This window comes from Streptomyces sp. NPDC030991, from assembly GCF_055571235.1.
Genome location: NZ_JBVIFR010000004.1, coordinates 93749 through 118139, shown reverse-complemented (window position 1 = coordinate 118139; position 24391 = coordinate 93749). Strand labels below are relative to the sequence as shown.

General features: G+C 72.5%; 22 protein-coding genes. 13 read left to right on the top strand and 9 right to left on the bottom strand.

Translation table 11 applies throughout. From position 1 onward, the window contains the following. Positions 1-26: 26 nt before the first annotated feature. Complete coding sequence (locus ACZ45E_RS09230) at positions 27-1838, bottom strand: serine/threonine-protein kinase (protein ID WP_468218460.1); 1812 nt, start codon at positions 1836-1838, stop codon at positions 27-29. A 242-nt stretch (positions 1839-2080) separates the two neighbouring features. Between ACZ45E_RS09230 and ACZ45E_RS09225 the strand changes: the two genes are divergently transcribed. Both ACZ45E_RS09225 and ACZ45E_RS09220 read left to right on the top strand, forming a co-directional pair. Next, positions 2081-2881: a polyphosphate polymerase domain-containing protein gene (locus ACZ45E_RS09225; RefSeq protein WP_468218457.1), complete on the top strand. Its 801-nt coding sequence runs from the start codon at positions 2081-2083 to the stop codon at positions 2879-2881. Positions 2882-2993: 112 nt separating this feature from the next. Further along, complete coding sequence (locus ACZ45E_RS09220; RefSeq protein ID WP_468218455.1) at positions 2994-4349, top strand: aminotransferase class III-fold pyridoxal phosphate-dependent enzyme; 1356 nt, start codon at positions 2994-2996, stop codon at positions 4347-4349. Positions 4350-4398: 49 nt separating this feature from the next. On the opposite strand, the gene ACZ45E_RS09215 is transcribed toward ACZ45E_RS09220, so the two are convergent. The 3 genes from ACZ45E_RS09215 to ACZ45E_RS09205 all read right to left on the bottom strand — a co-directional run bounded on the left by ACZ45E_RS09215 (position 4399) and on the right by ACZ45E_RS09205 (position 6687). Then, positions 4399-5049, bottom strand: a complete 651-nt coding sequence (locus ACZ45E_RS09215; RefSeq protein WP_468218452.1) for a hypothetical protein — start codon at positions 5047-5049, stop codon at positions 4399-4401. Positions 5050-5190: 141 nt separating this feature from the next. Continuing rightward, complete coding sequence (locus tag ACZ45E_RS09210; RefSeq protein ID WP_468218450.1) at positions 5191-5883, bottom strand: GntR family transcriptional regulator; 693 nt, start codon at positions 5881-5883, stop codon at positions 5191-5193. 69 nt (positions 5884-5952) lie between these two features. Further along, entirely contained in the window at positions 5953-6687 is a 735-nt protein-coding gene (locus ACZ45E_RS09205; RefSeq protein WP_468218447.1) for an SLATT domain-containing protein, read from the bottom strand. A 278-nt stretch (positions 6688-6965) separates the two neighbouring features. Here ACZ45E_RS09205 and ACZ45E_RS09200 point away from each other — a divergent pair, with 278 nt between their 5' ends. From ACZ45E_RS09200 to ACZ45E_RS09170, 7 genes are all read left to right on the top strand, one after another. After that, the gene (locus tag ACZ45E_RS09200) at positions 6966-7310 is read left to right on the top strand and encodes a YbaB/EbfC family nucleoid-associated protein (RefSeq protein WP_404220167.1); all 345 of its coding nucleotides are present in this window, start codon (positions 6966-6968) and stop codon (positions 7308-7310) included. Between the two features lie 63 nt (positions 7311-7373). Continuing rightward, entirely contained in the window at positions 7374-7973 is a 600-nt protein-coding gene (gene recR / locus ACZ45E_RS09195) for a recombination mediator RecR (RefSeq protein WP_468218444.1), read from the top strand. Continuing rightward, positions 7966-8631, top strand: coding sequence for a DUF5063 domain-containing protein (locus ACZ45E_RS09190; RefSeq protein ID WP_468218442.1), 666 nt, complete (start codon positions 7966-7968; stop codon positions 8629-8631). The genes recR and ACZ45E_RS09190 overlap by 8 nt, the downstream gene beginning before the upstream one ends. A gap of 215 nt (positions 8632-8846) precedes the next feature. After that, on the top strand, positions 8847-10133 hold the full coding sequence (locus tag ACZ45E_RS09185) for an aspartate kinase (RefSeq protein ID WP_468218440.1): 1287 nt from the start codon (positions 8847-8849) through the stop codon (positions 10131-10133). Then, positions 10133-11203 (top strand): aspartate-semialdehyde dehydrogenase, encoded by a 1071-nt coding sequence (locus ACZ45E_RS09180; protein WP_468218438.1) that lies wholly within the window; start codon positions 10133-10135, stop codon positions 11201-11203. Before ACZ45E_RS09185 ends, ACZ45E_RS09180 begins: the two co-directional genes overlap by 1 nt. A gap of 388 nt (positions 11204-11591) precedes the next feature. Continuing rightward, a complete protein-coding gene (locus tag ACZ45E_RS09175) occupies positions 11592-12281 on the top strand; it encodes a SigE family RNA polymerase sigma factor (protein ID WP_468218435.1) in 690 nt (229 codons plus the stop codon). Continuing rightward, positions 12278-13402: a hypothetical protein gene (locus tag ACZ45E_RS09170; protein WP_468218434.1), complete on the top strand. Its 1125-nt coding sequence runs from the start codon at positions 12278-12280 to the stop codon at positions 13400-13402. Before ACZ45E_RS09175 ends, ACZ45E_RS09170 begins: the two co-directional genes overlap by 4 nt. A gap of 71 nt (positions 13403-13473) precedes the next feature. On the opposite strand, the gene ACZ45E_RS09165 is transcribed toward ACZ45E_RS09170, so the two are convergent. From ACZ45E_RS09165 to ACZ45E_RS09155, 3 genes are all read right to left on the bottom strand, one after another. Continuing rightward, the gene (locus ACZ45E_RS09165; protein WP_468218432.1) at positions 13474-14244 is read right to left on the bottom strand and encodes an SURF1 family protein; all 771 of its coding nucleotides are present in this window, start codon (positions 14242-14244) and stop codon (positions 13474-13476) included. A gap of 69 nt (positions 14245-14313) precedes the next feature. Then, positions 14314-16128 (bottom strand): S9 family peptidase, encoded by a 1815-nt coding sequence (locus ACZ45E_RS09160; protein ID WP_468218429.1) that lies wholly within the window; start codon positions 16126-16128, stop codon positions 14314-14316. A 411-nt stretch (positions 16129-16539) separates the two neighbouring features. Beyond that, positions 16540-17898 (bottom strand): helix-turn-helix domain-containing protein, encoded by a 1359-nt coding sequence (locus ACZ45E_RS09155; protein ID WP_468218428.1) that lies wholly within the window; start codon positions 17896-17898, stop codon positions 16540-16542. Between the two features lie 152 nt (positions 17899-18050). Here ACZ45E_RS09155 and ACZ45E_RS09150 point away from each other — a divergent pair, with 152 nt between their 5' ends. Further along, positions 18051-18182, top strand: coding sequence for a hypothetical protein (locus tag ACZ45E_RS09150; RefSeq protein WP_468218426.1), 132 nt, complete (start codon positions 18051-18053; stop codon positions 18180-18182). Positions 18183-18391: 209 nt separating this feature from the next. Further along, positions 18392-20587 (top strand): MMPL family transporter, encoded by a 2196-nt coding sequence (locus ACZ45E_RS09145; protein WP_468218424.1) that lies wholly within the window; start codon positions 18392-18394, stop codon positions 20585-20587. A 172-nt stretch (positions 20588-20759) separates the two neighbouring features. On the opposite strand, the gene ACZ45E_RS09140 is transcribed toward ACZ45E_RS09145, so the two are convergent. Both ACZ45E_RS09140 and ctaD read right to left on the bottom strand, forming a co-directional pair. Next, on the bottom strand, positions 20760-21068 hold the full coding sequence (locus ACZ45E_RS09140; protein ID WP_468218422.1) for a hypothetical protein: 309 nt from the start codon (positions 21066-21068) through the stop codon (positions 20760-20762). After that, complete coding sequence (ctaD, locus tag ACZ45E_RS09135) at positions 21065-22696, bottom strand: aa3-type cytochrome oxidase subunit I (protein WP_468218420.1); 1632 nt, start codon at positions 22694-22696, stop codon at positions 21065-21067. Before ctaD ends, ACZ45E_RS09140 begins: the two co-directional genes overlap by 4 nt. Before the next feature lie 105 nt (positions 22697-22801). Here ctaD and ACZ45E_RS09130 point away from each other — a divergent pair, with 105 nt between their 5' ends. Beyond that, the gene (locus ACZ45E_RS09130; protein ID WP_468218418.1) at positions 22802-23344 is read left to right on the top strand and encodes an RNA polymerase sigma factor; all 543 of its coding nucleotides are present in this window, start codon (positions 22802-22804) and stop codon (positions 23342-23344) included. Beyond that, on the top strand, positions 23337-24362 hold the full coding sequence (locus ACZ45E_RS09125) for a CU044_5270 family protein (RefSeq protein WP_468218417.1): 1026 nt from the start codon (positions 23337-23339) through the stop codon (positions 24360-24362). The genes ACZ45E_RS09130 and ACZ45E_RS09125 overlap by 8 nt, the downstream gene beginning before the upstream one ends. Positions 24363-24391 lie beyond the last annotated feature (29 nt).

Below are 24391 nucleotides of genomic sequence, written 5' to 3'. Positions count from 1 at the left end.
CGCCCGGCCCGCCCGCCGCCGGGCGCTCACTCCGCCTTGTCGTACGTGGCGGACTTGCCGTCCACCGTCATGACCCGCTCCAGCTTGCCGCCCGCCGTGAGGCTGACGGTGCTCGGGTCGCCCGGGGTGCAGGCGGTGGCCGGCTCGGCGACGACCGGATCGGTGCCGCTGATGCTCAGCGTGTTGTCCGTGGCGGACTCCAGGGTGCCCTGGAAGACGCAGTGGTAGGGCGCCCCGTTCTTCTGGTAGCCGTCGGCCGTCATGGACAGGACCGTGTCACCCGGCTCGCCCTGCTGGATCACGATGCGGCGCGGGTGGTGCCCGTTGTCGTTGTCTATCGCGCCCGTCCAGGTGCCGAGGAGCGCCGTCGGGACCTCGCCCGCCCCGGCCTGCGGGGTCTGTTCCGGCGCGGTGGACGGCGGGGGAGTGGGCGTCGGCGTGTCGGGGCCCGGCTGCGCGGGGGCCGTCGGTGACGGTGACCGGGTGGTGTCGCCGGCCTTCGCGCTCGACTTGCCGTCTTCCTGCATCAGGGCGTACACCGAGCCGCCCGCGCCGATCGCCACTATCAGGGCGACCACGATCAGCGCCGCCGTGGAGCGGCCCCGGTGCGCGGGCTCCTGGTGGGCGACGAGGGGCACGGTCCCCGGGCCGTACGGCGGGGTGTGGCTCCAACTCCCCTGCGGATAGCCGTAACCGGGCGGCGGTGGCTGGTGCGGGTAGCCGTACACGGGCGGGTTGAGCGCCGGCGGTGCGGAGGGCGCTGCGGGTGCCCGGTCCGCGCCCGGCGCCGCGGCCGGTGCCTGCTGGCCCACCACCATCGTGGGCAGGTGGTTCAGCTGGGCCGCTCCCGGCCTGCCGGGCGGTGGCACCGGGCCCTGGGCGGGGCCCTCCGCCGACTGCGCGCCGGCGGGGTCCTCCGAGTCGAGCAACTGCACAGCGTGGCGGCCCAGTTGGGCAACGAGCGAGCCCGGCAGCCACGGATCGCGGGTGCGGCCGCCGTCGCCCAGGGTGTCCTCGGCGCCGGTGCGCTCCAGGATCTCCTCCAGCGAGGGGCGCCGGGCCGGCTCTTTGCGCAGGCAGTCCCGGACGAGATCCTGCAACCCCTCCGGCAGCCCCGAGAGGTTCGGCTCCTCCTGGGCAATGCGGAACATCAGGGCGTGCACCCCGCTGTTGGACGTGCCGAAGGGCAGCGCGCCCGTCGCCGCGTACGCCAGGACCGAGCCGAGGCAGAACACGTCGCACGCCGGGGTGATCCGGTCGCCGCGCACCTGCTCGGGCGCCATGAAGCCGGGCGAGCCGACCAGCGCGCCGGTGCGGGTGAGACCGCCGTCGGTGACGGTCTCCAGGGCGCGCGCGATGCCGAAGTCGATGACGCGCGGGCCGTCGATGGTGACCAGCACGTTCGACGGCTTGAGGTCGCGGTGGATCAGCCCCGCCGCGTGGATGTCCTTCAGCGCGTGCGCGAGGCCCGCCGCGAGGATGCGCACCGAACGCTCCGGCAGAGCGCCGTGATCGTGCGAGACGACCTGCTGGAGGGCCGGGCCCGCGACGTACCCCGTCGCCACCCAGGGGATCTCCGCCTCGGTGTCCGCGTCGAGCACGGGCGCCGTCCAGGCGCCGCCGACCCGCCGCGCGGCCCGCACCTCCTGCCGGAACCGGGTCCTGAACTCCTCCTGCTCCGCCAGCTCCTGGCGGACCAGCTTCACCGCGACGGTGCGGCCGCGCTCCGATCGCGCCAGATACACCTGTCCCATGCCACCCGCGCCCAGCCGGCCGAGCAGCCGGTACGCGCCGATCCGCTGCGGGTCCCCCGGACCCAACGACTCGAGCCTCTCCATGTCGCGCCACCCTCCCCCGTACGTGACCAACAAACCGAGAATAGTGCGGACATACGACGAAGAGACCCGCGGCGGCTTCTTCGGTTCCGTAACGGAAGCGGAGAGTAACGGCCGGAAGTTGGTTTCCGGTCACCGGAAGTCCGGGAACGATGCAGGTCCCCCGTACGTCCCTTCCATACGCCCCGCCCGCCCGCCTCTCCCCGTACGCCGACGTCCGCAGCCCCCTACCGTCAGGAGACCGTGTGATCCCCGCCGTACGTGCCATCGGCCGCGCCGCGCTCGCCGCCCGGCCGCTCTCGCTCGACGAACTCAACAGCAGGGCCGAGCTGCTGGCCCGCCGCGACCACCGCTATCTCGTACCGGTCGAGGTCTTCGCGGACTTCGCGGCGCTGCTCACGGACCCGCGCCGGTCGGGCGGCCCGTTCCGCGCGCTGTCGCTGGGCGGCCGGCGCTGGTTCACCTACCGCTCGACCTACTACGACACCGCCGACCTGCGCACGTACCACGCCCACCGGCAGGGGCACCGGCTCCGCTACAAGATCCGCGAGCGGCTCTACCAGGACAGCGGGGAGCGGCAGTTCGAGATCAAGCTGAGCAACGCGCGGGGCGAGACGGTCAAGCACCGGCACCCCCTGACCGGCGAGGAGCGGGCGCTCGACGCGGCCGGGCGCGGCTTCCTCGACGGGGTGCTGGGCGGCGTCCTCGGCGTCGAGGCGCCGCCGGGGCTGCGGCCGTCCCTGGTGACCGAGTACCAGCGGGCCACGTTCGTCGCCGACGGGCAGCGGATCACCTGCGACGCGGGGCTCGTGGTGCGGGAGACGGGCCCGGAGGGGCGTTCCGTGCGGGCCGACGGCGGTCTGGTGCTCGTGGAGACGAAGACGCGGGGCGAGCGGTGCGAGGCGGACCGGTTGCTGCACCGGTTCGGGGTGCGGGCGTCGGAGTTCACGAAGTACTGCGGCGGCCTCACGGCGCTCCGCCCGGAGCTGGGCGGCGGCCGCTGGACCCGGACGGCACGGCAGGCGTTCCCGCGGGGGGCGCGGTAGGGCGGTAGGGGGCGGGCGTGGCCCGGCGGGCGACAGACTGTCGTGTTCGTCCGCGTCCCGCAGACAGGACGCCGATGGTGTGCCCGTGCCGCGCGCCTCTACCCTCGGCACCATGACCCCTCAGCCGAATCCCCAGGTCGGCGCCGCCGTCAAGGCCGCGGACCGTGCGCACGTGTTCCACTCCTGGTCCGCACAGGAGCTCATCGATCCGCTCGCCGTCGCCGGCGCCGAAGGCTCGTACTTCTGGGACTACGACGGCAACCGCTACCTCGACTTCGCCTCCGGGCTCGTCTTCACGAACATCGGCTACCAGCATCCGAAGGTCGTCGCCGCGATCCAGGAGCAGGCCGCGACGATGACGACGTTCGCGCCCGCCTTCGCCGTCGAGGCGCGCTCCGAGGCCGCACGCCTCATCGCCGAGCGCACCCCCGGCGACCTCGACAAGATCTTCTTCACCAACGGCGGCGCCGACGCCGTCGAGCACGCCCTGCGGATGGCCCGCCTGCACACGAGCCGCCCGAAGGTCCTCTCCGCGTACCGCTCGTACCACGGCGGCACCCAGCAGGCCGTCAACGTCACCGGTGACCCGCGCCGCTGGGCCAACGACACCGGCACGGCCGGCGTCGTCCGCTTCTGGGCGCCGTTCCTCTACCGCTCGCGGTTCTACGCGGAGACGCAGGAGCAGGAGTGCGCGCGGGCGCTGGAGCACCTGGAGGCGACGATCCAGTTCGAGGGCCCCTCGACGATCGCCGCGATCATCCTGGAGACCGTCCCCGGCACGGCGGGCATCATGCTGCCGCCCGAGGGCTACCTCGCCGGGGTCCGCGAGCTCTGCGACCGGTACGGCATCGTCTTCGTCCTCGACGAGGTCATGGCGGGCTTCGGCCGTACGGGCACCTGGTTCGCCGCCGACCTGTACGGGGTGGTGCCGGACCTGATGACCTTCGCGAAGGGCGTCAACTCGGGGTACGTGCCGCTCGGCGGTGTGGCGATCTCCGCCGCCGTCGCCGAGACGTTCGCCGAGCGGCCCTACCCGGGCGGCCTCACCTACTCCGGGCACCCGCTGGCCTGCGCCGCCGCCGTCGCCACCCTCAACGTGATGGAGGAGGAGGGCATCGTCGCGCACGCCGCGAAGCTGGGCTCCGAGGTCATCGAGCCGGGCCTGCGGGAGCTGGCCGAGCGGCACCCGTCGGTGGGCGAGGTGCGCGGCGTCGGCATGTTCTGGGCGCTCGACCTCGTCCGGGACCGGGCGACACGGGAGCCGCTGGTGCCCTACAACGCGACGGGGAAGGCGAACGCGCCGATGGCCGCGTTCGCCGCCGCCGCGAAGAAGCAGGGGCTGTGGCCCTTCGTGAACATGAACCGCACGCATGTAGTGCCGCCGCTGAACATCACGGAGGCCGAGGCCAAGGAGGGCCTGGCCGCGCTGGACGCGGCGCTGGGCGTGGCGGACGAGCACGTGGCGTAGGAGCCGCAGGGCCCGCCGGCGCCGCGGCGCCGGCGGACCGTGAACCGGATCAGCTGAAGACGATCATCGAACCCTGGGCCAGGCTGCGGGTCGCGGCCTGGTGCAGACCCAGCCAGACATGGCGCTCCCGGGCGAAGGGGCCCTCGCCCGCGGGGACGGGCGCGGCCGGCTCCTCCAGGGCGGTCGGCGCCGGGGGCGGGGTCGGCGGCAGCGGCGGGTTCGCCGGGTCGATCCCGATGGCCGGTGCCACGTACTCCAGTTCGCGCAGCAGGGCGTGGGACGAGCCCAACGGGCCGCCGCCCTCCAGGAGTTCGTCGTTGGACAGCGGCGCGGGAAAGTCCACGGGAACGTACGCGCCCGCGTGGTCGTAGTGCCACACCAGGTGCGAGGACTGCGCCGTCGGCTCGAACATCTCCAGCAACTGCTCGTAGTCGCCGCCCAGTTCGTCCACCGGCGTGACGGCGAGCCCGCACATCTGCAGCAGATAGGCCCGGCGCAAGAAGTGCAGCGCGTCGTAGTCGAACCCCGCGACCGGCGCCACGTCGCCGGAGAGGCCCGGCATGTACGCGTAGACCGGCACCGCGGGCAGACCCGCCGCGTGCAACGCCTTGTCGTAGAGCGCGAGTTCTTCCGCGAACGGGTTGTCGGGGCTGTGGCACAGCACGTCGACGAGGGGGACGAGCCACAGGTCACAGGCCAAGGGGGCTCCTTAGGACTCCGGTTGCGCGGCGAGTACTCGGCGTAGGGCGTAGGCCAGGGTAATGTGCGGCGGCCTGTCGCCACTGCCTCTTGCCCGTCCCGCCCGTACCGCCGGTCCTTCCTGCCCTGTGAGTACCCGCCTTCAGCCCCCCTGACCACCCGCGAGGCGCTCGATCAGGCCGAGCGAGTCCGCGTTGTACGCCGCGACGATGGCGTGCGCGGCCGGGGCGTCCTGGCGGGCCAGCGCGTCCACCAGATCGCAGTGGCCGGACCACAGGCTGCCCCTGAGGTCGCCGGCCCGGCGCAGGTGCGGGACCGCGCACATCCAGGACTGGACGCGCAGCCGGTGGAAGAAGTCGGAGAGGTACGCGTTGCCGAAGAGGGCGGAGAGCTCCCGCCAGAACCGCAGGTCGTAGCCGATCAGGACGTTCAGGTCACCGGCCCCGGCGGCGCGGGCCGCCTCCTCGCCGCGGCGGCGCACCCCGGCGAGGGCGGCGGGCGAGTGCGGTTCGGCCGGGCCGAGCGCGGCCAGGCCGCGGAAGATCCCGTCGGCGACGAGACTGCGGGCCTCGATCATGGCGCGGTAGTCCGCGAGGGAGTACTCGTGGACGCGGAAGCCGCGGTGCTGGGCGGAGTCGAGCAGACCCTTCGCGGTGAGGTCGACCAGCGCCTCGCGCACCGGGGTGGCCGACACCCCGTACCCCTCGGCGATCTCCTTGACCGTGAACTCCTGGCCGGGGGAGAGGCGCCCCGCGAGGATCTCGTCGCGCAGCGCGTCCGCGATCTGCCGGCGCAGGGTGTTACGGGTGACGGCGGGGCCGTCGAAAGCGGGCACGGTCGGGGTCCCCCGGGTTCGGCTGGCGGTAGATGTTCGAGGCGGGTGTTCCGCTCGAACACTATGCCCCTACCGCGGCTCGGGCGGCCGCTGCCTCGGCATGTTCGGGCGGGCGCCCGGGGGGAGCGGGAAGCGGCCCTGGGGCGGGTCCGCCGGCCGGGCCGGGCTCGGGATCGCGGACTGCGTCATCAGCGGCGCGGGCCCGGAGCGGAACTCCAGCATCCAGTCCGCGGTCTCGGAGCGCACCAGCTCGGTCACGTCCTCCGAGAAGCGCCGCAGCACCGACAGGCACCGCTCGGCGGCCTCGCTCGCCGTGCCCTCGGCCGGGCCGAGCACCTCACGGACGCACTCCGACGCCCAGTCGAACTGGAGCACCTGCAACCGCCGCTGCACGGCCTGCGCCGTGGCGACGTCCCTCGTCCAGCCCGACGTCAGCCCGAAGTAGCGGTCGCATCCGACGCACGCCGCCGCGAGCAGCAGCGCCAGATACCCCCAGAGCGCGGCCCCGGCCACCGCGCCGGTCAGCTGGAGCAGCGGCAGCACCCCCGCGGCGAGCGCCCCGAGCAGGGCCCCGCCGCGCATCGCCCGCGCCCCGCGCCGCTTCCACACCCGGTCGGCGAGGTACCAGCCCGCGGTCCGCAGGGCACCCTGCTCGACCCACCGGTACAGCTCGTCGAGCCGCTCGGCCGGCTCGCCCCAGTCGCCGAGCGGGAACGTGCGCCCCGTGAGGTCGTCCGAGGTGCTGCGGCCCTCACCCCGCCCCTCCTGGGGCGGTCCCTCGGGCTGCATCTCCGGCTGACTCACCGGCACTCCCTCGACTGGTGACGGGTGGGGCTGAATGTGCAGCATCTTCCTACCGCCCAATGGGTGGCCGAGGGCCCGATTTCACGGGTTTTCCGCTCAGAAGTGGGCCTTGATCAGGTATAGGAAAGCGGCGCCCCTCACTCGAAAGAGTGCAGTGCCGGGTGCCAGGGCGAGCGCCTTGCGGACCACGTAGGCTCGTTTCATGGGCGCGCCCCCGCGGACGCGCCCGCAGGACGACGTACCGAACGTGACGTGACGAGACGGAACAGGAGCTGATCGTGATCCCCGGTGGTGGCCAGCCCAACATGCAGCAGCTGCTCCAGCAGGCCCAGAAGATGCAGCAGGACCTCGCGACGGCCCAGGAGGAGCTGGCGCGGACCGAGGTCGAGGGCCAGGCGGGCGGAGGACTCGTCAAGGCGACGGTGAACGGCTCGGGCGAGCTGCGCGGCCTCGTCATCGACCCGAAAGCGGTCGACCCGGAGGACACCGAGACCCTCGCCGACCTGGTGGTCGCGGCGGTCCAGGCGGCCAACGAGAACGCGCAGACGCTCCAGCAGCAGAAGCTCGGCCCCCTCACCCAGGGCCTCGGCGGCGGCAGCGGCATCCCGGGCCTCCCCTTCTAGGACCGGTGCCGACTACCGTACGTACCAGGCACCAGAGCAGCATTTACGGAAGGCGTTCGAGCCGTGTACGAAGGCGTGGTCCAGGACCTCATCGACGAGTTGGGCAGGCTGCCCGGCGTCGGTCCCAAGAGCGCGCAGCGGATCGCCTTCCACATCCTGCAGGCGGAGCCGACGGACGTACGGCGCCTCGCCCAGGCCCTGATGGAGGTCAAGGCGAAGGTCCGGTTCTGCGCGACGTGCGGCAACGTGGCGCAGGAGGAGCTGTGCAACATCTGCCGTGACCCGCGCCGCGACCTCACCGTCGTCTGTGTCGTCGAGGAGCCCAAGGACGTCGTCGCGATCGAGCGCACCCGCGAGTTCCGCGGCAAGTACCACGTGCTCGGCGGGGCCATCAGCCCGATCGAGGGCGTGGGCCCGGACGACCTGCGGATAAGGGAGCTGCTCGCCCGCCTCGCCGACGGGACGGTCACCGAGCTCATCCTCGCCACCGACCCGAACCTGGAGGGCGAGGCCACGGCGACGTACCTCGCCCGCATGATCAAGCCCATGGGCCTGAAGGTCACCCGCCTGGCCAGCGGCCTCCCCGTCGGGGGCGACCTGGAGTACGCGGACGAGGTCACCCTCGGCCGGGCCTTCGAGGGGAGACGACTCCTAGATGTCTGACGCCACGCTGCACGCCACCGCTCCGGATCCGGACGACTTCGCGGTCCAGATCTCCGACCAGATCGAGTCCTTCATCGTCGCGGTCACCGAGATCGCCAAGGGCGACGAGCCGGACTCGGCCATCCCGTTCCTGCTGCTCGAGGTCTCCCAGCTGATGCTCGCGGGCGGCCGGCTCGGCGCGCACGAGGACATCGTCCCGGATGAGCGCTACGAGCCGGACCTCGGCCCGGAGCAGGACGTGGACGAGATGCGCGAGCGGCTGGCCGCGATGCTCGAACCGGTCGACGTCTACTCCGAGGTCTTCGACCCGTACGAGCCGCGCAAGCCCCGCGTCGCGGCCCGGATCTCCGACGACCTGACCGATGTCGTCGCCGATCTGCGCCACGGCCTGGCCCACTACCGCGCGGGCCGCGTCAGCGAGGCGCTGTGGTGGTGGCAGTTCTCGTACTTCTCGAACTGGGGCTCCACCGCCTCCGCGACCCTGCGCGCGCTCCAGTCCCTGGTGGCGCACGTGCGGCTGAACCAGCCGCTGGACGACCTCGACGGGCTGGACACGGACGAGGACCTCGCGCGCACCGAGGACGCCCTCGCGGAGGAGGCCGGCCAGGTCATGGTGGAGGAGATCGCGGGCCCGCTGGGCCTGCGCCCCGTCAAGTGACCTGCCCCACTTTTCCGGTTGCCCCCGGTGACGCCCGGGCATGCGCTTGATCGGGCGGCCGGAAACCCCGCAACCGAACACTCGGTGATCACTTCGTGAGCGGGACATCTCACGATGCGACACAGCCGGGGCGGATTTCGGCCGCTCGTTAAACTGAGCCGACCGCAGTACGCATACGTACATGTGGTGACAGACGGACTGAGCGAGGAGCGCACGTGGGCCTTGTCGTGCAGAAGTACGGAGGCTCCTCCGTAGCCGATGCCGAGGGCATCAAGCGGGTCGCCAAGCGCGTGGTGGACGCCAAGAAGAACGGCAACCAGGTGGTTGTCGTGGTGTCCGCGATGGGTGACACGACGGATGAGTTGATCGATCTCGCCGAGCAGGTATCGCCGATCCCTGCCGGACGGGAGTTCGACATGCTGCTGACCGCCGGGGAGCGGATCTCCATGGCCCTGCTGGCCATGGCGATCAAAAACCTGGGCCACGAGGCCCAGTCGTTCACGGGCAGCCAGGCAGGCGTCATCACCGACTCGGTCCACAACAAAGCCCGGATCATCGATGTCACGCCGGGGCGCATCCGGACCTCCATCGAAGAGGGCAACATCGCCATCGTCGCGGGGTTCCAGGGCGTCAGCCAGGAGGGCAAGAACATCACGACCCTCGGGCGTGGTGGGTCGGACACGACCGCCGTCGCCCTGGCCGCCGCGCTCGACGCGGAGGTCTGCGAGATCTACACCGACGTCGACGGTGTCTTCACCGCCGACCCGCGCGTCGTGAAGAAGGCGCGGAAGATCGACTGGATCTCCTTCGAGGACATGCTGGAGCTCGCGAGCTCCGGGTCGAAGGTGCTGCTCCACCGCTGCGTGGAGTACGCCCGGCGTTACAACATCCCGATCCACGTGCGGTCCAGCTTCAGCGGACTCCAGGGCACCTGGGTCAGCAACGAGCCGATCGCGAAGAACAAGCAAGGGGAGAAGACCGTGGAACAGGCGATCATCTCCGGTGTCGCGCACGACACCTCCGAGGCGAAGGTCACCGTCGTCGGCGTGCCGGACAAGCCGGGCGAGGCCGCGAAGATCTTCCGCGCCGTCGCGGACGCCGCGATCAACCTCGACATGATCGTCCAGAACGTGTCGGCCGCGTCGACCGGACTGACCGACATCTCCTTCACGCTCCCCAAGACCGAGGGCCGCAAGGCCATCGACGCCCTGGAGCGGATCAGGGCCAGCGTCGGCTTCGACTCGCTGCGCTACGACGACCAGATCGCCAAGATCTCCCTCGTGGGCGCCGGCATGAAGACGAACCCGGGTGTCACGGCCGGGTTCTTCGAGGCGCTCACCGACGCGGGCGTCAACATCGAGCTGATCTCCACCTCCGAGATCCGCATCTCCGTCGTGACGCGCGCCGACGACGTGAACGAGGCGGTGCGCGCCGTGCACTCCGCCTTCGGACTCGACTCGGACTCCGACGAGGCCGTGGTCTACGGAGGCACCGGCCGCTGATGGACCGGAACCCCGCAAGGCGTCCGACGCTCGCGGTCGTGGGAGCGACCGGGAGCGTCGGCGCCGTGCTGCTGCAGATCCTGTCGCAGCACGCGGACGTCTGGGGTGAGATCCGGCTCGTCGCCTCGGCGCGCTCGGCGGGGCGCAAGCTCTCCGTGCGCGGCCAGGAGGTCGAGGTCCTGGCCCTGGCGGAGTCCGTCTTCGACGGGGTCGACGTCGCCATGTTCGATGTGCCCGACGAGGTCGCCGCCGAGTGGGCGCCCCTCGCCGCGGCCAAGGGCGTCGTGGTCGTCGACAACTCGGCCGCCTTCCGGATGGACCCGGAAGTGCCGCTCGTCGTCCCCGAGGTCAATCCGCACGCCGCGCGCGTGCGCCCGCGTTCCATCATCTCCAGCGCCAACTGCACGACGCTGTCGATGATCGTGGCCGTCGGCGCGCTGCACGCCGAGTTCGGCCTGAGCGAGCTGGTGGTCTCCAGCTACCAGGCGGTGAGCGGGGCCGGCCGCGCCGGGGTCGAGACACTCCGCGCCCAGCTCTCCCTCGTCGCCGGTACGGAGTTGGGGACGAGCCCGGGCGATGTGCGCCGGGCCGTCGGTGACCGGACCGGGCCCTTCCCGGAGCCGGTCGCCCTGAACGTGGTGCCGTGGGCCGGTTCGTTGCGCGAGGACGGCTGGTCGTCGGAGGAGATGAAGGTGCGGGACGAGACCCGCAAGATCCTCGGGCTGCCCGGCCTCAAGGTGGCCGTCACCTGTGTGCGGGTGCCGGTCGTCACCACGCACTCCGCCACCGTTCACGCCCGCTTCCAGAGCGAGGTCACCGTGGACAAGGCCCGCGAGATCCTCGCGACCGCGCCCGGTGTCGTCCTCTTCGACAACCCGGCCGCCGGTGAGTTCCCGACGCCCGCCGACGCGGTGGGCACCGATCCGACCTGGGTGGGCCGGGTGCGGCGCTCCCTCGACGACCCGGCGGGGCTCGAACTCTTCGTCTGCGGGGACAATCTCCGCAAAGGCGCCGCACTGAACACGGCGCAGATCGCGGAGCTGGTCGCCGCCGAATTCACCGGGGTCTGAGCACCGCGCGTGATCTGCGCCTCTCCTGCCGTCCGTCTGACGATCACCCTCTTCCCATATTCGGATTGCCTCGTAGGATCTGTGTAAGTTCTGTGGAGGCCAGTGGTCCACACCACTGGTCCGCACCAGGTGAACCGGCCTTCTGAATCGTTCGAAGATTCCCTCCCCGTCCCGCAACCGCACGCAGGGCGGGGAGCGTCTCTGTCGTCGTCCTCAGGGGCGGTCGTCCCCGGGGACGACCGAACGCAGTGGGCAATTGGGGCGTAGGGGAAGAGCAGGTACGCATGTCGGCATTTGACGGGTCGTCATCGGTGGGGATGGCGAGGTCTCTCGCAAATGAGCTGCCGGACGCGTACAACCCTGACGGGGGGAAGTGTGTCCAACAGGCGTGGCAGAGGTACTCGACTTCACAGTGGTACAGGCGAGAGGCGCGGCGCTGCGGCCCCCTCTCGCATCACTCGCACCCCTGGGGACCCGGCGTCCCCGGCGGGGCGCGACCGGTGGCATGCCGGTGATCGCCCCCATGCCCGCAGCGCGGCCGGCGCAGCTTCCGGCGCAGCAGGGCGTTGACGACGTGACGGCGACAGGCACGACAGTCGATCACCTCACCGAGACGTACCGCGCCCACTACCGCTCCCTGTTGGGGCTCGCGGCGCTCCTCCTCGACGACACCGCCTCCTGCGAGGACGTCGTCCAGGAGGCGTTCATCCGGGTCCACTCCGCGCGCAAACGCGTCCGTGACCCCCAGAAGACGCTGGCCTATCTGCGCCAGACCGTCGTCAACCTCTCCCGGTCGACGCTGCGCAGGCGCATCCTCGGCCTGAAGCTGCTCACCAAGCCGATGCCGGACATGGCGAGCGCCGAGGAGGGCGCGTACGACCTGCTGGAGCGCGACGCCCTGAAAGCGGCGCTGCGCGGGCTCCAGCGGCGCCAGCGCGAGGTGCTCGTCATGCGGTACTTCGCGGACATGACGGAGGCTCAGGTCGCCGAGGCGCTCGGGATATCACTGGGGTCGGTGAAGGCGTACGGGTCCCGTGGGATCGCGGCCCTGCGCATCGCCATGGAGGCACCGGCATGAGCCCCTCGAACCACGGGCCCGACAAGCGGTTCAGGCACCATGAGCAGGACGAGCAGGACGAGCACGCTGGGAACGAGACTGTGAACGACGGACCCCGTCGTCCGGCCGGTGCGGAGGCCGACGACGAGCTGGAACTGCGGCGGATGATGCGCCAGGCCGTCGCCGAGATCGACCCCGCGGACGAGGCCCTCGACCGGCTGCGCCGCGCGGTGCCCGCCCGCCGGGCCCGCAAGCGGCAGGCCCTCGTCGGCGCCGTCGCCGCCGGGGTCTTCGTCGCGATGGCGGTGCCCGCGGTGCTGCACGTGGCGAACTCCGGCTCCTCCGGCGACCGCCCCTCCATAGCGGGACACAGCGAGGCCACCCACGGCGGGACCGACTCCGACAAGTCCGACGGGGGCGGCGGCCGGGAGCCCGGCGGCTCGCCCTCGCACGCCAAGGACGGCAAGGACAAGGACGGCAAGAAGGACAAGGGCAAGGACGGCAGGGGGAAGGGCGCGGGCGGCGGCGCCACCGGCGGCCCAGGCCCCGCGTCCACCGCCGCCGCGAGCTCCCCGGTCTGCGACGCGAGCGATCTCAGCAACCCGGTGGCGACCGTCGGCCAGCCCGACGCCAGCGGCACGGTCTACGGCTCGTTCCGCGTGTCGAACGGCTCGGGCGCCAACTGCACGGTCGACAGCCCCGGCAGCGTGGTCACCCTCGCCGAGGGCGCGGCCGACCCCACCAAGGTGAGCGTCGTCGACCACACGGCGGGCGACCGCGCGACCGGACTGCCCGACCCGTCGGCCGAGCCGAGCCAGCTCATCCTGGAGCCCGGCATGGCCTACGAGGTGCGGTTCGCCTGGGTGCCGACCGGGTCCTGCCCGGCGACGGGCGGCAGCACCGGAGGCAGCACCGGCGGCGGGGAGACGCCCGCGCCGACGCCCTCGGGCAGCCCGGACTCGTCCTCGGAGACGGCCACCTCCGACTCGGGTCTCTCGGCGCAGTCCGGCAGCGAGGAAACGGCCGACGGGAGCGTGGTCGTGTCGCACACGGCGGAGCCCGGGGCGCCGAGCGCCGCCGCGACCATCCCGGACGCGTGCGCGGGCACCGTGTACCGGACGGGCGTACTGCCGGCTTCCTAGGGCGACCCTGCCCGACCGCGCCCCTGCCCGGCCCTTCCCGGCGGCGCCCGAAGGACGGCCCTGGGGTTGTCCTAGGCCGTCTCTTCGGCCAGACCCAGTTCCGCGTCGCGGAGCGCCTCGGCCTCCCGGCGCACCAGGCGGAACCACATGAAGAGTACGAAGCCCGCGAAGACGAACCATTCGCCGGTGTAGCCCAGGTTCTGGAACGCCTTCAGGTCGAGCCCGCTGCCCTGCGGGGTCCCGGCCGGGACCGGCGTCATCCTCGCGTCGGCGTCGTCGAGCGTGACCCACGCGTCGTACACGTCGTACGGCACCAGGTTGACCAGGGACGCCGCGCTGATCATGCCGACCTGTCCCGAGGGCAGGCCGCCGGCCGTGGTCACGCCGTCCGAGCCGGCGGACTCCGACGCCTGGAGCGCCCCGACCACCCTGACGTCGCCCTTCGGCGGCGCGGGAGCCTTCGCGGCGGACGCCGTGCCGGGCAGCCAGCCGCGGACCACGGGCAGCGCCTTGCCGGTGCCGTCGACCTTCAGCAGGGTCACGACGTAGAAGCCGGTGCGCCCGCCGAGGTCGCGGTCCGGCACCAGGAGCTGCTTGTCGTAGCGGCCGGTCGCCTCGGCGCGCTTGCCGGACGTGTTCTTGTCCACCGGCAGCAGGGTGGCGAGGGGTTCGGCGGCCGCCTTCTCGTTGGCCACCGTCCGCTCGGACGCGGACCGGTGGTCCTGCACCCGGTCGTCGAAGCGGCTGAGCTGCCAGGAGCCCATGAAGACGCAGACGGGGACCGCCAGCAGGACGAAGATGTTGATCCCCCACCAGCGGGGCGTCAGCAGGAACCGGTACACGCCCTCCACGGTACGGGTCCGATGTAAAGGCCGGTCCCGCGACCCCCGGGTGGCGGGACCGGCCCGGCCTCAGGCCGAGCGGGGCGGCAGGTGGCGGCTCGCGAAGTCCAGTTCGAGCCCGACCTGCTTGATGCGCTCCTCCACGACGAGCGAGCCGTGCCCCGCGTCGTACCGGTACACCTCGTGCGGCGCGTCGCGGGCCGCGAGCCGGTCCACGTAGTTGTCGATCTGGCGGATGGGGCAGCGCGGGTCGTTGACCCCCGCCGAGATGAAGACCGGGGCCACCACGTCGTCCACGTACGTGAGCGGCGAGGAGACCGTGAAGCGGTCCGGGACCTCCTCGGGGGAGCCGCCGAAGAGCGTGCGGTCCAGGGCCTTGAGGGCCTCCATCTCGTCCTCGTACGCCGCCACGTAGTCCGCGACCGGCACCGCAGCCAGGCCCACCGCCCACGCGCCGGGCTGGGTGCCGAGGCCCAGCAGGGTGAGGTAGCCGCCCCAGGAGCCGCCGGCGAGGACCAGGCGCTCGGGGTCGGCGAGGCCGGAGGCGACGGCCCACTCGCGGACGGCCGCGATGTCCTCCAGCTCGATCAGGCCGACGCGGTGCTTGAGCGCGTCGGTCCACTCCCGGCCGTACCCCGTCGAGCCGCGGTAGTTGACCCGGACCACCGCGTACCCGTGGTCGACCCAGGCCGCCGGGCCCGCCGCGAACGCGTCCGAGTCGTGCCAGGTGGGGCCGCCGTGGATCTCGAAGACCGTGGGCAGGGGGCCCGCGGTCCCGGCCGGCTTCTGGACGAGGGCGTGGACGCGGCCGCCGGGGCCGTCCACCCAGACGTCCTCGACGGGGACGGAGGCCGGGGCCTTCGCGCCGGGCGGGTCGAGGACGACGTCGCCCGTGGTGGAGCGGACGGCCGGCGGCTCCGCGGCCGACGACCAGAGGTACTCGACGCTGCCGTCCGGGCGGGCCGAGGCGCCCGACACCGAGCCGGCCGGGGTCTCCACCGCGGTGAGCGCGCCCGTCGCGAAGTCGTAGCGCCACAGATCGGCGCGGGCCTCGAACTCGTGGACGATCAGCAGCGCCGAACCGTCCGGGTACCACTCCGCGGACACGTCGCCCGGCAGGTCGAGGGCCAGGCCGGTCTCCTCGCCCGAGACCACGTCCCAGACCATCGGCTCCCAGCGGCCGCGCCGCTGGTGCCCGACGAGGAGCCGGGTGTCGTCCGCGACGGGGGCGAAGCCGAGGACCTCGAGGCCCAGCTCCTCCTCGCCGCCCTTCGTGTCGTCCAGCTCGGCGACCGTCGAACCGTCGAGGCGGACCACGCGCAGCGCCGAGTGCATCGCGTCGCCGTGCTCGGTGTGCTCGATCGCGACGAGCGTCATGTCGTGGCTGAGGTCGCCCACGCCCGCCGACTCACGGTGCCGGTAGATCTCGACGGGGCCGGCGGCGCCGGGGTGCACGACGTGGATGGTCGTGCCGTCCTCGTCCGTGGAGCGGCCGACCACGGCGGTGCGTCCGTCGCGGCCGAGCGCGAGCCCCGCGGGGTAGGAGGGGGCGAGCCCCGGCACGGCCTCGGTGTCGGGGCCGCCGGAGAACGGCTGGCGCAGCCACACGCCGAACTCGTCCCCGTCGGTGTCGCTGAACCACCAGATCCACTCGCCGTCGGGGGAGAGCACGCCGTCCGTCGTCCCGTTCGCCCGGTCCGTCACCTGGCGCTGCTCGCCGGTGGCCCTGTCCCAGGCGTACAGCTCGTAGGTCCCCGTCGCGTTCGACACGAACAGGGACCGGTCGGGGGCGTCCTCCGCCCAGTCGGGCAGCGACACCCGCGGCGCACGGAACCGCTTCTCCCAGTCCGGTACGGACGGCGTGGACGGCATGCTCTCAGTCATGGCCCCATAGTGCCCGCCCGGACCGCGCATCCGCTGACGGGGTCCCCAGCCTGTGGATAACTTCCCTGTGGACAACCCGGTCCCTGGCTGACGCGTCTCTGGCCAACGGGTCTCTGGCGACAGGTCTCCGGCAACCCGGTCTCCCGCGCCGCCGGGGAGGCGACAGGTTCGGCGTGACCCGGCCGGGGGCGTGCCACCGAGGGGATGGCCGGGTCCGCCACGCAGGTGCTCCCGCTGTGCTGAGCTGTGCCTGCCGTCCGTCGGCGTGCCGGGGCGGGGAGGGGGAGGATGAGCTGCGCCGACGCGGTTCATCCGATCGCCCCGGAGCGGCGACGGTGTGGGGAATCTACGCCCATCGATCCCGGCCCGGAATACCCCGCGCATATATCTACGCCTATAAGGGGAGCAGGGTCACAGAGGCGGCCGTGCCGGGGCCGGGCCGAGGGTCGTCGTGCCGGGCGCCGCCCGGTGGCCGAGCCCCGTCCGGTAGGTGTCGAGGGCCGCCTCGATGCGGCCCGAGCGGCGGTACAGATCACCGAGCAGCTGGCACAGGTCCGCCAGGTCGCCCGCCGCGCCCGCCCGTTCGAGCAGGCTGAGAGCGTTGACGTAGTGCTCCTCCGCCTCCTCCACGGCGTCCGACTCCTGCGCGATCAGACCGAGCAGCCGGTGCGCGCCCGCCGCGTGCACGGCGCCGCGCTCCGGGCCGATCTCGCCGAGCAGGGAGCGCAGCAGGTCTGCCGCCTCCTGCGGACGGCCGAGCCGGCGCAGCACGTCGGCCAGTTCCACCTCGACCTGTTGCGTGTACAGGGCGGCCCGCTTGGCGGAGAGCATGTCTCGCGCCGTCCGCAACTGCGCCTCCGCGTCGGTGAGACGCCCCGCCTGCGCGTGGACATAGCCGCGCATCCAGTGGCAGTGCGCCAACTCCGTACGGATCTGGAGCTGTTGGTACAGCTCCGCCGCCTTCGTCAGGGAGGCGTCGGCCTCCGCGACCTTCCCCTCGGCGAGCAGTGTGCGGGCCACCGAGCGGTGCATCTGGGCGACGAGCGCCGGGTCGCCCACGCGCGGGGCCAGCGCGAGCGCGAGTTCGGCGGCCTGCGCCGCGCGCGCGTGGGCGCCCATGTCCATGTACGGGGCGATGGACGCGGTGTAGAGCAGGACGAGCGCGTCCGGGTCGTGCAGACCGCCGGTGTTGAGCTCGTCCAGGGCGGACTCCAGCAGGTAGCAGGCGTAGCGCAGGGAGCCGGAGAGGTAGTGGGCGACGGCGCGGGCCCGGATCACCGGGGCGCGCTGGGGGAGCGGCGCCCCGGCCCCGGTCAGTACGGCGTCCGCGACGTCGAAGTGGGCGCGGGCCTGGCCGAGTTCGCCGGTCTCCAGGGCGCACTCGCCGAGACCGAGTTCGGCCGCGGCGTGCTCCGTGGCGAGGCCGAGCGCCGCGGCCTCCGTGGCCAACTCCTGGTACAGCCCGGCCGCTTCGGCTGCGGCGCCGGTCGCCAGGGCGCGCTGCGCCTCGGTGAGCCGGAGCCGCAGGTCCGTGGCCAGATGCGCCGGCCGGCCGGTGGCGAGCTCCTCGTACGTGACGCCGAGGCGCTCCGCGATGTGGCGCAGAGCGGACTCCGAGGGGCGGACGCGGCCCGCTTCGAGCGTGGAGATGTAGGCGGGCGTGTAGGCGGGCTCGGCCACCTGGCGCTGGGTGAGGCCGCGTTCGGTGCGCAGCCGCAGGACGCGGCGTCCGACGTGCTCCGCTGTTTCGTCTGGTGGTTCGTCCGGCATGACGCGCGGCGCCGCCTTTCACGTGCGTAGAGGGGTCCCGTGAGTTTCGCCTCTTGCCTCGCCTCCCGCCAACCCCCTACATTGTGCGCTCAGTTAAGCCGAGTTAATTCCGCTTAATCAGCAACTTACCGTCGACTTGCCGTGAGGTTCCCGTGCGCGTCCGCAGGACCCTGCTCACCGCGATCGTCGCGGGCGCCCTCGCCGTCGCCGCGCTCGGCGCGGCCGGCACGACGGCGCACGCGACCCGCGACGAGGGCGCGCACCCCCGGTCGGCCTCGCGGTAGGCACCCCGCGGCAGGAGCCCCGCGGCAGGCACCCCGCGGCAGGAGCCCCGCGGTAGGTGCCACCCGGTGGCGGACGCGCGGTGGACAGTCCCGGCCACCAGCATCCGGCATCCGGCCCGCGCCCGCACCCCCGACCGCTCCGAGTGGCACAGGAGCGGGGGGCGGGTGAGGCTGGCGGGGTGAGCCGGGGGCAACGGGAGGCGTGGTCCATGTTCGCAGCGCTGGGTCGTTTCGTCGTCCGCAGGCCGTGGTGGGTGATCCTCGCCTGGGTCATCGTGGCGGCGGCCGTGATCTCGTCCGCGCCCAAGCTCACCTCCAGTACCGACGAGGCCAGCTTCCTGCCCGGCTCCTACGAGTCGATCAGGGCCTCCGACATCCAGGAGTCGAGGTTCCCGCAGCAGCGGAACATCGGCGCCGTGATCGTCTTCCAGCGGTCCGACGGCAAGAGGCTGACCGCGGCCGACTCCGCCGAAGTCATCCGCGTCTCCAAGGACTTGACGGCCAAGGACATTCCGAAGGTCGAGGCGGTGGCGCCCGGCAAGCCGTCGCCGAACCGGCTCGTGCAGACGTCGGCCGTCGCGATGCCCAAGCTCACCGACCCGTCCGACACCTCCGAACAGGATGCCGTCAAGACACTTCGCGGCGCCCTCCGCCAGCAGGTCGAAGGAACGGACCTGAAAGCCGGTGTCACCGGCTCCGCGGCCACCGCGCTCGACGAGTCCGACGCGTCCGAACGCGCCGGCATGCTCGTCGGCGTCGGCACCGTCGTCATCATCATCGTGCTGCTGCTGATCATCTTCCGCAGCCCCATCATCGCGCTGCTCCCCGTAGTCCTGATCGGCCTGATCTCACCTCTGGCCACCGGCCTCATCGCCGCCGCCAACAAGGCGTTCGACATGAAGGCGGACTCCTCGATCCAGCAGCTGCTCACCGTCGTCCTCTTCGGCGTGGGCACGGACTACATCCTGTTCCTCCTCTTCCGGTACCGGGAGGCGCTCCGCGACGGCGAGGATTCCAGGACCGCCATGGTGCACGCCGTGGCGCGGGTCGGGGAGGCCATCACCTCGGCGGCGGGCGCGGTCATCGTGGCCTTCGCCGCGCTCGCCCTGTCCACCCTCGGCATGCTCAAGTCGATGGGCCCGGCGCTGGCGATCGCCGTGTTCGTGACCCTGTGCGCCGGCCTGACCCTGGTCCCGGCCGTGGTCTCGCTGCTCGGCACGAAGGTCTTCTGGCCGTCCAAGTCCTGGCAGCGGGAGCCGCAGGGCACCGGATTCGCCCGGCTCGGCACGTCGATCGGCCGCCGCCCCGCCGTCTGGGCCGTGGTCTCGGCCCTCGTCATGGGAGTCCTCGCGCTCGGCGCCCTCGGCTTCCGGCCCAACTTCGACCTGTCGTCCTCCTCGCTGCCCAGGACGAAGGAGTCCATGGTCGCCCTGAGCGATCTGGAGAAGGGCTTCCCCGCCGGCACGACGGACCCCACCAGCGTCTATCTGACCTCCACGGCGAGCACCCCGCTGACCGTGGCGCAGACGGCGGAGTTCCGGCGCTCCCTCACCCGGGCCGACGGCGTGGGGACGGTCGGCGCGGCCACGCGGAGCGAGGACGGCACGGCCGCCGCGTACAGCGTGATCCTCGACGACCCGCCGGCCTCCGAGGCCGCCATGTCCACCGTCAAGGACGACCTGCGCCCGGCGGCCCGCGCGCACGCGCCGGACGGTACGCGGGCGGCGGTCGGCGGCATCACGGCCGTCTACGTCGACATCAACAAGGCCGTGGACCGCGACTACTCGGTGGTCTTCCCCGTCGCGGCCGTCTGCATCATGGTCATCCTGGGCCTGCTGCTGCGCAGCCTGGTGGCGCCCTGGTACCTGATGCTGTCGGTGGCGCTCGGCTTCGGCGCGACGCTGGGCGCGACGTCCTTCCTCTTCACCCGGATCGGCAGCCAGCCAGGACTGATGTTCATGCTGCCGGTGATCATGTACTTGTTCGTGGTCGCGCTCGGCACGGACTACAACATCCTGATGGTGTCCCGGCTGCGCGAGGAGGCCCGCCGGGGCAAGGACCCGCACACCGCGGCGGGCACGGCGGTCCGCCACTCGGGGCCGACGATCGCCTCCGCGGGCGTCATCCTGGCCGGCACCTTCGCGACCCTGATGCTGGCCGGCAACTCCACCCTCTCCCAGATGGGCTTCGCCCTGTCGTTCGGCATCGTGATCGCGGCGTTCGTGATGGCCCTGGTCTTCACGCCGGCGCTGACGGCCCTGATCGGCCACGCGGCGTGGTGGCCGGGCCACGAGGACAGGAAGGGTACGGGGGGCGGGGCCGGCCCGGGCGCGAAGGACCCGGCGAACGGCCCCGCGGGCCCGGGCCCGGCATCCGGCTCGGGGTCCTCCCCCGCCGGGGACTGAGGGCGACCGCCCCGGGAGGCTGGTCAGCGCCGGGCCACCACGGCAACGACGACCAGTCCCGCGACCGCCCCCGCCGGGATCGCCGGCGCCGGGCCACCACGCCCACGGCCGCCCCCCGCCAGGAACATCAACGCCGGGCCACCACGCCCACGGCCGCCCCCCGCCAGGAACATCAACGCCGGGCCACCACGGCAACGACGGCCACGCCCACGGCCACCCCCGCGCAGACCCACCCGCACACCCGCCGCCGCACCCCCCGGTACCGGCGCTCGTACTCCCCGCGCAGCTCCACCACGCGCCGGGCGCACCACAGCCAGGTCTCGCGGCGCAGCCCCACGTACGCGTCGGCGTACGCCTCCCGGACCTCCGCCGCCTGGGACTCCGTCAGCCAGGGCAGCCGCTCGACGAAGTGCCCGGCCGCGGTCCGCCCCTCGGAGCGCGCCGCCTCCACCATCAGGTAGCCCTCGATCTCCCGGATCACCGCGCCACCGCCGCCGGTTCGGGCTCGGGCACGGCGGCGGGGGCGTGCCGCAGGTCGAACGCCGGGGACTCCGACCGGATCCGCGGCAGCGCCACGAAGTTGTGGCGCGGCGGCGGGCACGACGTGGCCCACTCCAGCGAACGCCCGTACCCCCACGGGTCGTCGACCCCCACCGGCACCCCGTACTGCGCCGTCCGCCACACGTTGTAGAGGAACGGCAGGAACGACATCCCCAGTACGAACGAGAAGATCGTCGAGACCGTGTTGAGCCCGGCAAGACCCTCCACGGCCAGATAGTCGGGGACCCGCCGCAGCATCCCACCGGCCCCCAGCCAGTGCTGCACCAGAAACGTCCCGTGGAAGCCGATGAACAGCGTCCAGAAGGTGATCTTCCCGAGCCGCTCGTCCAGCATCTTCCCGGTGAACTTCGGCCACCAGAAGTGGAATCCGGAGAACATCGCGAAGACGACCGTGCCGAAGATGACGTAATGGAAGTGGGCCACCACGAAGTAGGTCTCACCGACGTGGAAGTCCAGCGGCGGCGCCGCCAGCACCACCCCCGTCAGCCCGCCGAACGCGAACGTGACCAGGAACCCGACCGCGTAGAGCATCGGCGTCTCGAACGACAGCGAGCCCTGCCACATCGTCCCGATCCAGTTGAAGAACTTCACGCCGGTCGGCACCGCGATCAGGAACGTCATGAAGGAGAAGAAGGGGAGCAGCACCCCGCCCGTCACGTACATGTGGTGCGCCCACACGGTGACGGACAGCCCCGCGATCGCGATGGTCGCGCCCACCAGACCCGAGTACCCGAACATCGGCTTCCGGCTGAAGACGGGGATCACCTCCGAGATGATCCCGAAGAACGGCAGCGCGATGATGTAGACCTCCGGGTGCCCGAAGAACCAGAACAGGTGCTGCCACAGCAGCGGCCCGCCGTTCGCCGCGTCGAAGATGTGCGCCCCGAACTTCCGGTCCGCCTCCAGCGCGAACAGCGCGGCCGCGAGCACCGGGAACGCCAGCAGCACCAGGACGCCGGTCAGCAGCACGTTCCACGTGAAGATCGGCATGCGGAACATGGTCATGCCGGGCGCCCGCATGCAGACGATGGTCGTGATGAAGTTGACCGAGCCGAGGATCGTGCCGAACCCGGAGAGGGCGAGACCCATGATCCACATGTCGCCGCCGACCCCGGGTGAGTGCACCGCGTCGGAGAGCGGCGCGTACGCGAACCAGCCGAAGTCCGCGGCCCCCTGCGGCGTGAGGAACCCGCCCACCGCGATCAGCGAACCCAGGAGATAGAGCCAGTACGCGAACATGTTCAGCCGGGGAAAGGCCACGTCCGGCGCCCCGATCTGCAACGGCATGATCCAGTTCGCGAACCCGGCGAACAGCGGTGTCGCGAACATCAGCAGCATGATCGTGCCGTGCATCGTGAACGCCTGGTTGAACTGCTCGTTGGACATGATCTGCAGACCGGGCCTGGCCAGCTCCGCCCGCATGAACAGCGCCAGCACGCCGCCCAGGCAGAAGAACGCGAACGCCGTGACCAGATAGAGCGTGCCGATCGTCTTGTGGTCGGTGGTGGTCAGCCACGTGACCCACTGGTGCTCCTTCGAGGACTTCATGCCCCGTACGTGTCCGGACGCGCCCCGCGCCTCACCGCCGTACCCGCCGGAAAGATCACACGCCCCGCCTGTGAGGATCGGGGCCGTGCCGGACACCTACGCAGCATGAGCACGACGGACGACGCCTTCGCGGCGGCCTACCGGGCGCACTACTGGGCGGTCAGCCGCTTCGTGGCGCGCCGACTCGACCCGGGCGCCGCCCACGACGTCGAGGAGGTGGTCGCCGACGTCTTCTCCATAGCCTGGCGGCGGCGTTCGGACCTCCCGCCCGAGACGCCGCTGCCCTGGCTGTACGCCGTCGCCCGCAACTGCCTCGCCAACACCGTCCGGGGCCAGGGCCGAAGACGCCGGCTGCTCGACCGCATCGGCCACCACGAGCGCGCCCACCGCCGCCAGATCGTGCCGGGCCCCGACGCGGACCGGCCCGGCGCCTGGGTCCACGAGGCGCTGGCCCGTCTCAACCCCGCCGACCAGGAAGCGCTCCGCCTCACCACCTGGGAGGAGCTCACGCTCGACGAGCTGGCCGTCGCCCTGGAGTGCGGCAGGAACGCGGCGGCGATGCGGCTGCACCGCGCCCGGCGCCGACTGCGCGCCGAGATCGACCGGATGAACATGACCGCGCCCGCAGGAGGCCACGACCGTGCCTGACCCCTTCGACCCAGCCCTGGCGCGCGACCCCTACGACGCGGTCCCGGCGCGTACTTCCTTCGACCCAGCCCCGGCGCGCGACCCCTACGACGCGGTCCCGGCGCGTGACTTCCCCGGCGCGGCTCCGGCGCGTGATTCCTTCGACGCGGCCCCGGCGCGTGACAGCTACGACGCGGTCCCGGTGCGTGACTTCCCCGATGCGGCCCCGGCGCCGCATGCCTCCTTCGACGCCGCGGACGACCGTGAACTGGCCCTGCTGCGCGCCGCCGACCCGGTCCCCGCGGGCGGCCCCCGATACGCCGACGGCCCCCTGAACCACCACGCCGAGCGCGCTCTCAACCAGCTCCTGCACGGCTCCCGGGCCCGCCGCACCCTCGTGCTGCGCGCCGAGGCCGCCGTGTGCGCGCTCGCCGCGCTCCTCGTGCTCGCCCTCTCGTACGCCGCCGCGCCCCCGGCGACCGCCGCCCCGGCCCCGCTGGACCCGGGCGCCGCCTCCGCGGCCGTACCCCGCACCGAACTCGCCGCCCGCGCGGAACGAGCCGCGGCCGACGGCCGCCCGCGCCTGCGCCGGGGCACGCACCTCAGCACCTGGACGCTCGAACACCGCCGGGGCCGCCCCCAGGAGCGCACCGTGAACCCGGTCCCCGGTCCGGCCCACCGGCCACCGCCGCACGACACCGCGGGCCTGCGCCGCCACCTGTCCGCCCCGCACCACGACAAGAACCCCGGCGCTCCACAACTCCTGCGCGCGACCGCCGAGTTGCTGGACCACTGGACGCTCGGCGCCGAGGAGACCGCCGCCCTCGCGCGGCTCCTGGCCGACACCGAAGGGCTGCGCCCGGCCGGCCCGGTCACCGACCGGCTGGGCCGCCGGGGACAGGCGTACGCGGCCGAGGACCGAGCCGCTGCCGTCCGCCGGATGCTGATTCTGGACCCGGCGGACGCCACCGTCCTCGGCATGGAGGTCACCTCGGCCACCACCGGCGAAGTGCTGTCCTACAGCGCCTGGCGGCGCTGAAAGACAGGCCCTGAGGCACCCGCCCGTGC

Excerpts from the sequence above, each read along its gene's own strand:
- ACZ45E_RS09190 (WP_468218442.1), top strand. The coding sequence starts at position 7,966 with ATGTCTGACGCCACGCTGCACGCCACCGCTCCGGATCCGGACGACTTC.
- ACZ45E_RS09170 (WP_468218434.1), top strand. The coding sequence starts at position 12,278 with ATGAGCCCCTCGAACCACGGGCCCGACAAGCGGTTCAGGCACCATGAG.
- ACZ45E_RS09130 (WP_468218418.1), top strand. The coding sequence starts at position 22,802 with ATGAGCACGACGGACGACGCCTTCGCGGCGGCCTACCGGGCGCACTAC.
- ACZ45E_RS09220 (WP_468218455.1), top strand. The coding sequence starts at position 2,994 with ATGACCCCTCAGCCGAATCCCCAGGTCGGCGCCGCCGTCAAGGCCGCG.
- ACZ45E_RS09155 (WP_468218428.1), bottom strand. The coding sequence starts at position 17,898 with ATGCCGGACGAACCACCAGACGAAACAGCGGAGCACGTCGGACGCCGC.
- ACZ45E_RS09180 (WP_468218438.1), top strand. The coding sequence starts at position 10,133 with ATGGACCGGAACCCCGCAAGGCGTCCGACGCTCGCGGTCGTGGGAGCG.
- ACZ45E_RS09230 (WP_468218460.1), bottom strand. The coding sequence starts at position 1,838 with ATGGAGAGGCTCGAGTCGTTGGGTCCGGGGGACCCGCAGCGGATCGGC.
- ctaD (WP_468218420.1), bottom strand. The coding sequence starts at position 22,696 with ATGAAGTCCTCGAAGGAGCACCAGTGGGTCACGTGGCTGACCACCACC.
- ACZ45E_RS09160 (WP_468218429.1), bottom strand. The coding sequence starts at position 16,128 with ATGACTGAGAGCATGCCGTCCACGCCGTCCGTACCGGACTGGGAGAAG.
- ACZ45E_RS09145 (WP_468218424.1), top strand. The coding sequence starts at position 18,392 with ATGTTCGCAGCGCTGGGTCGTTTCGTCGTCCGCAGGCCGTGGTGGGTG.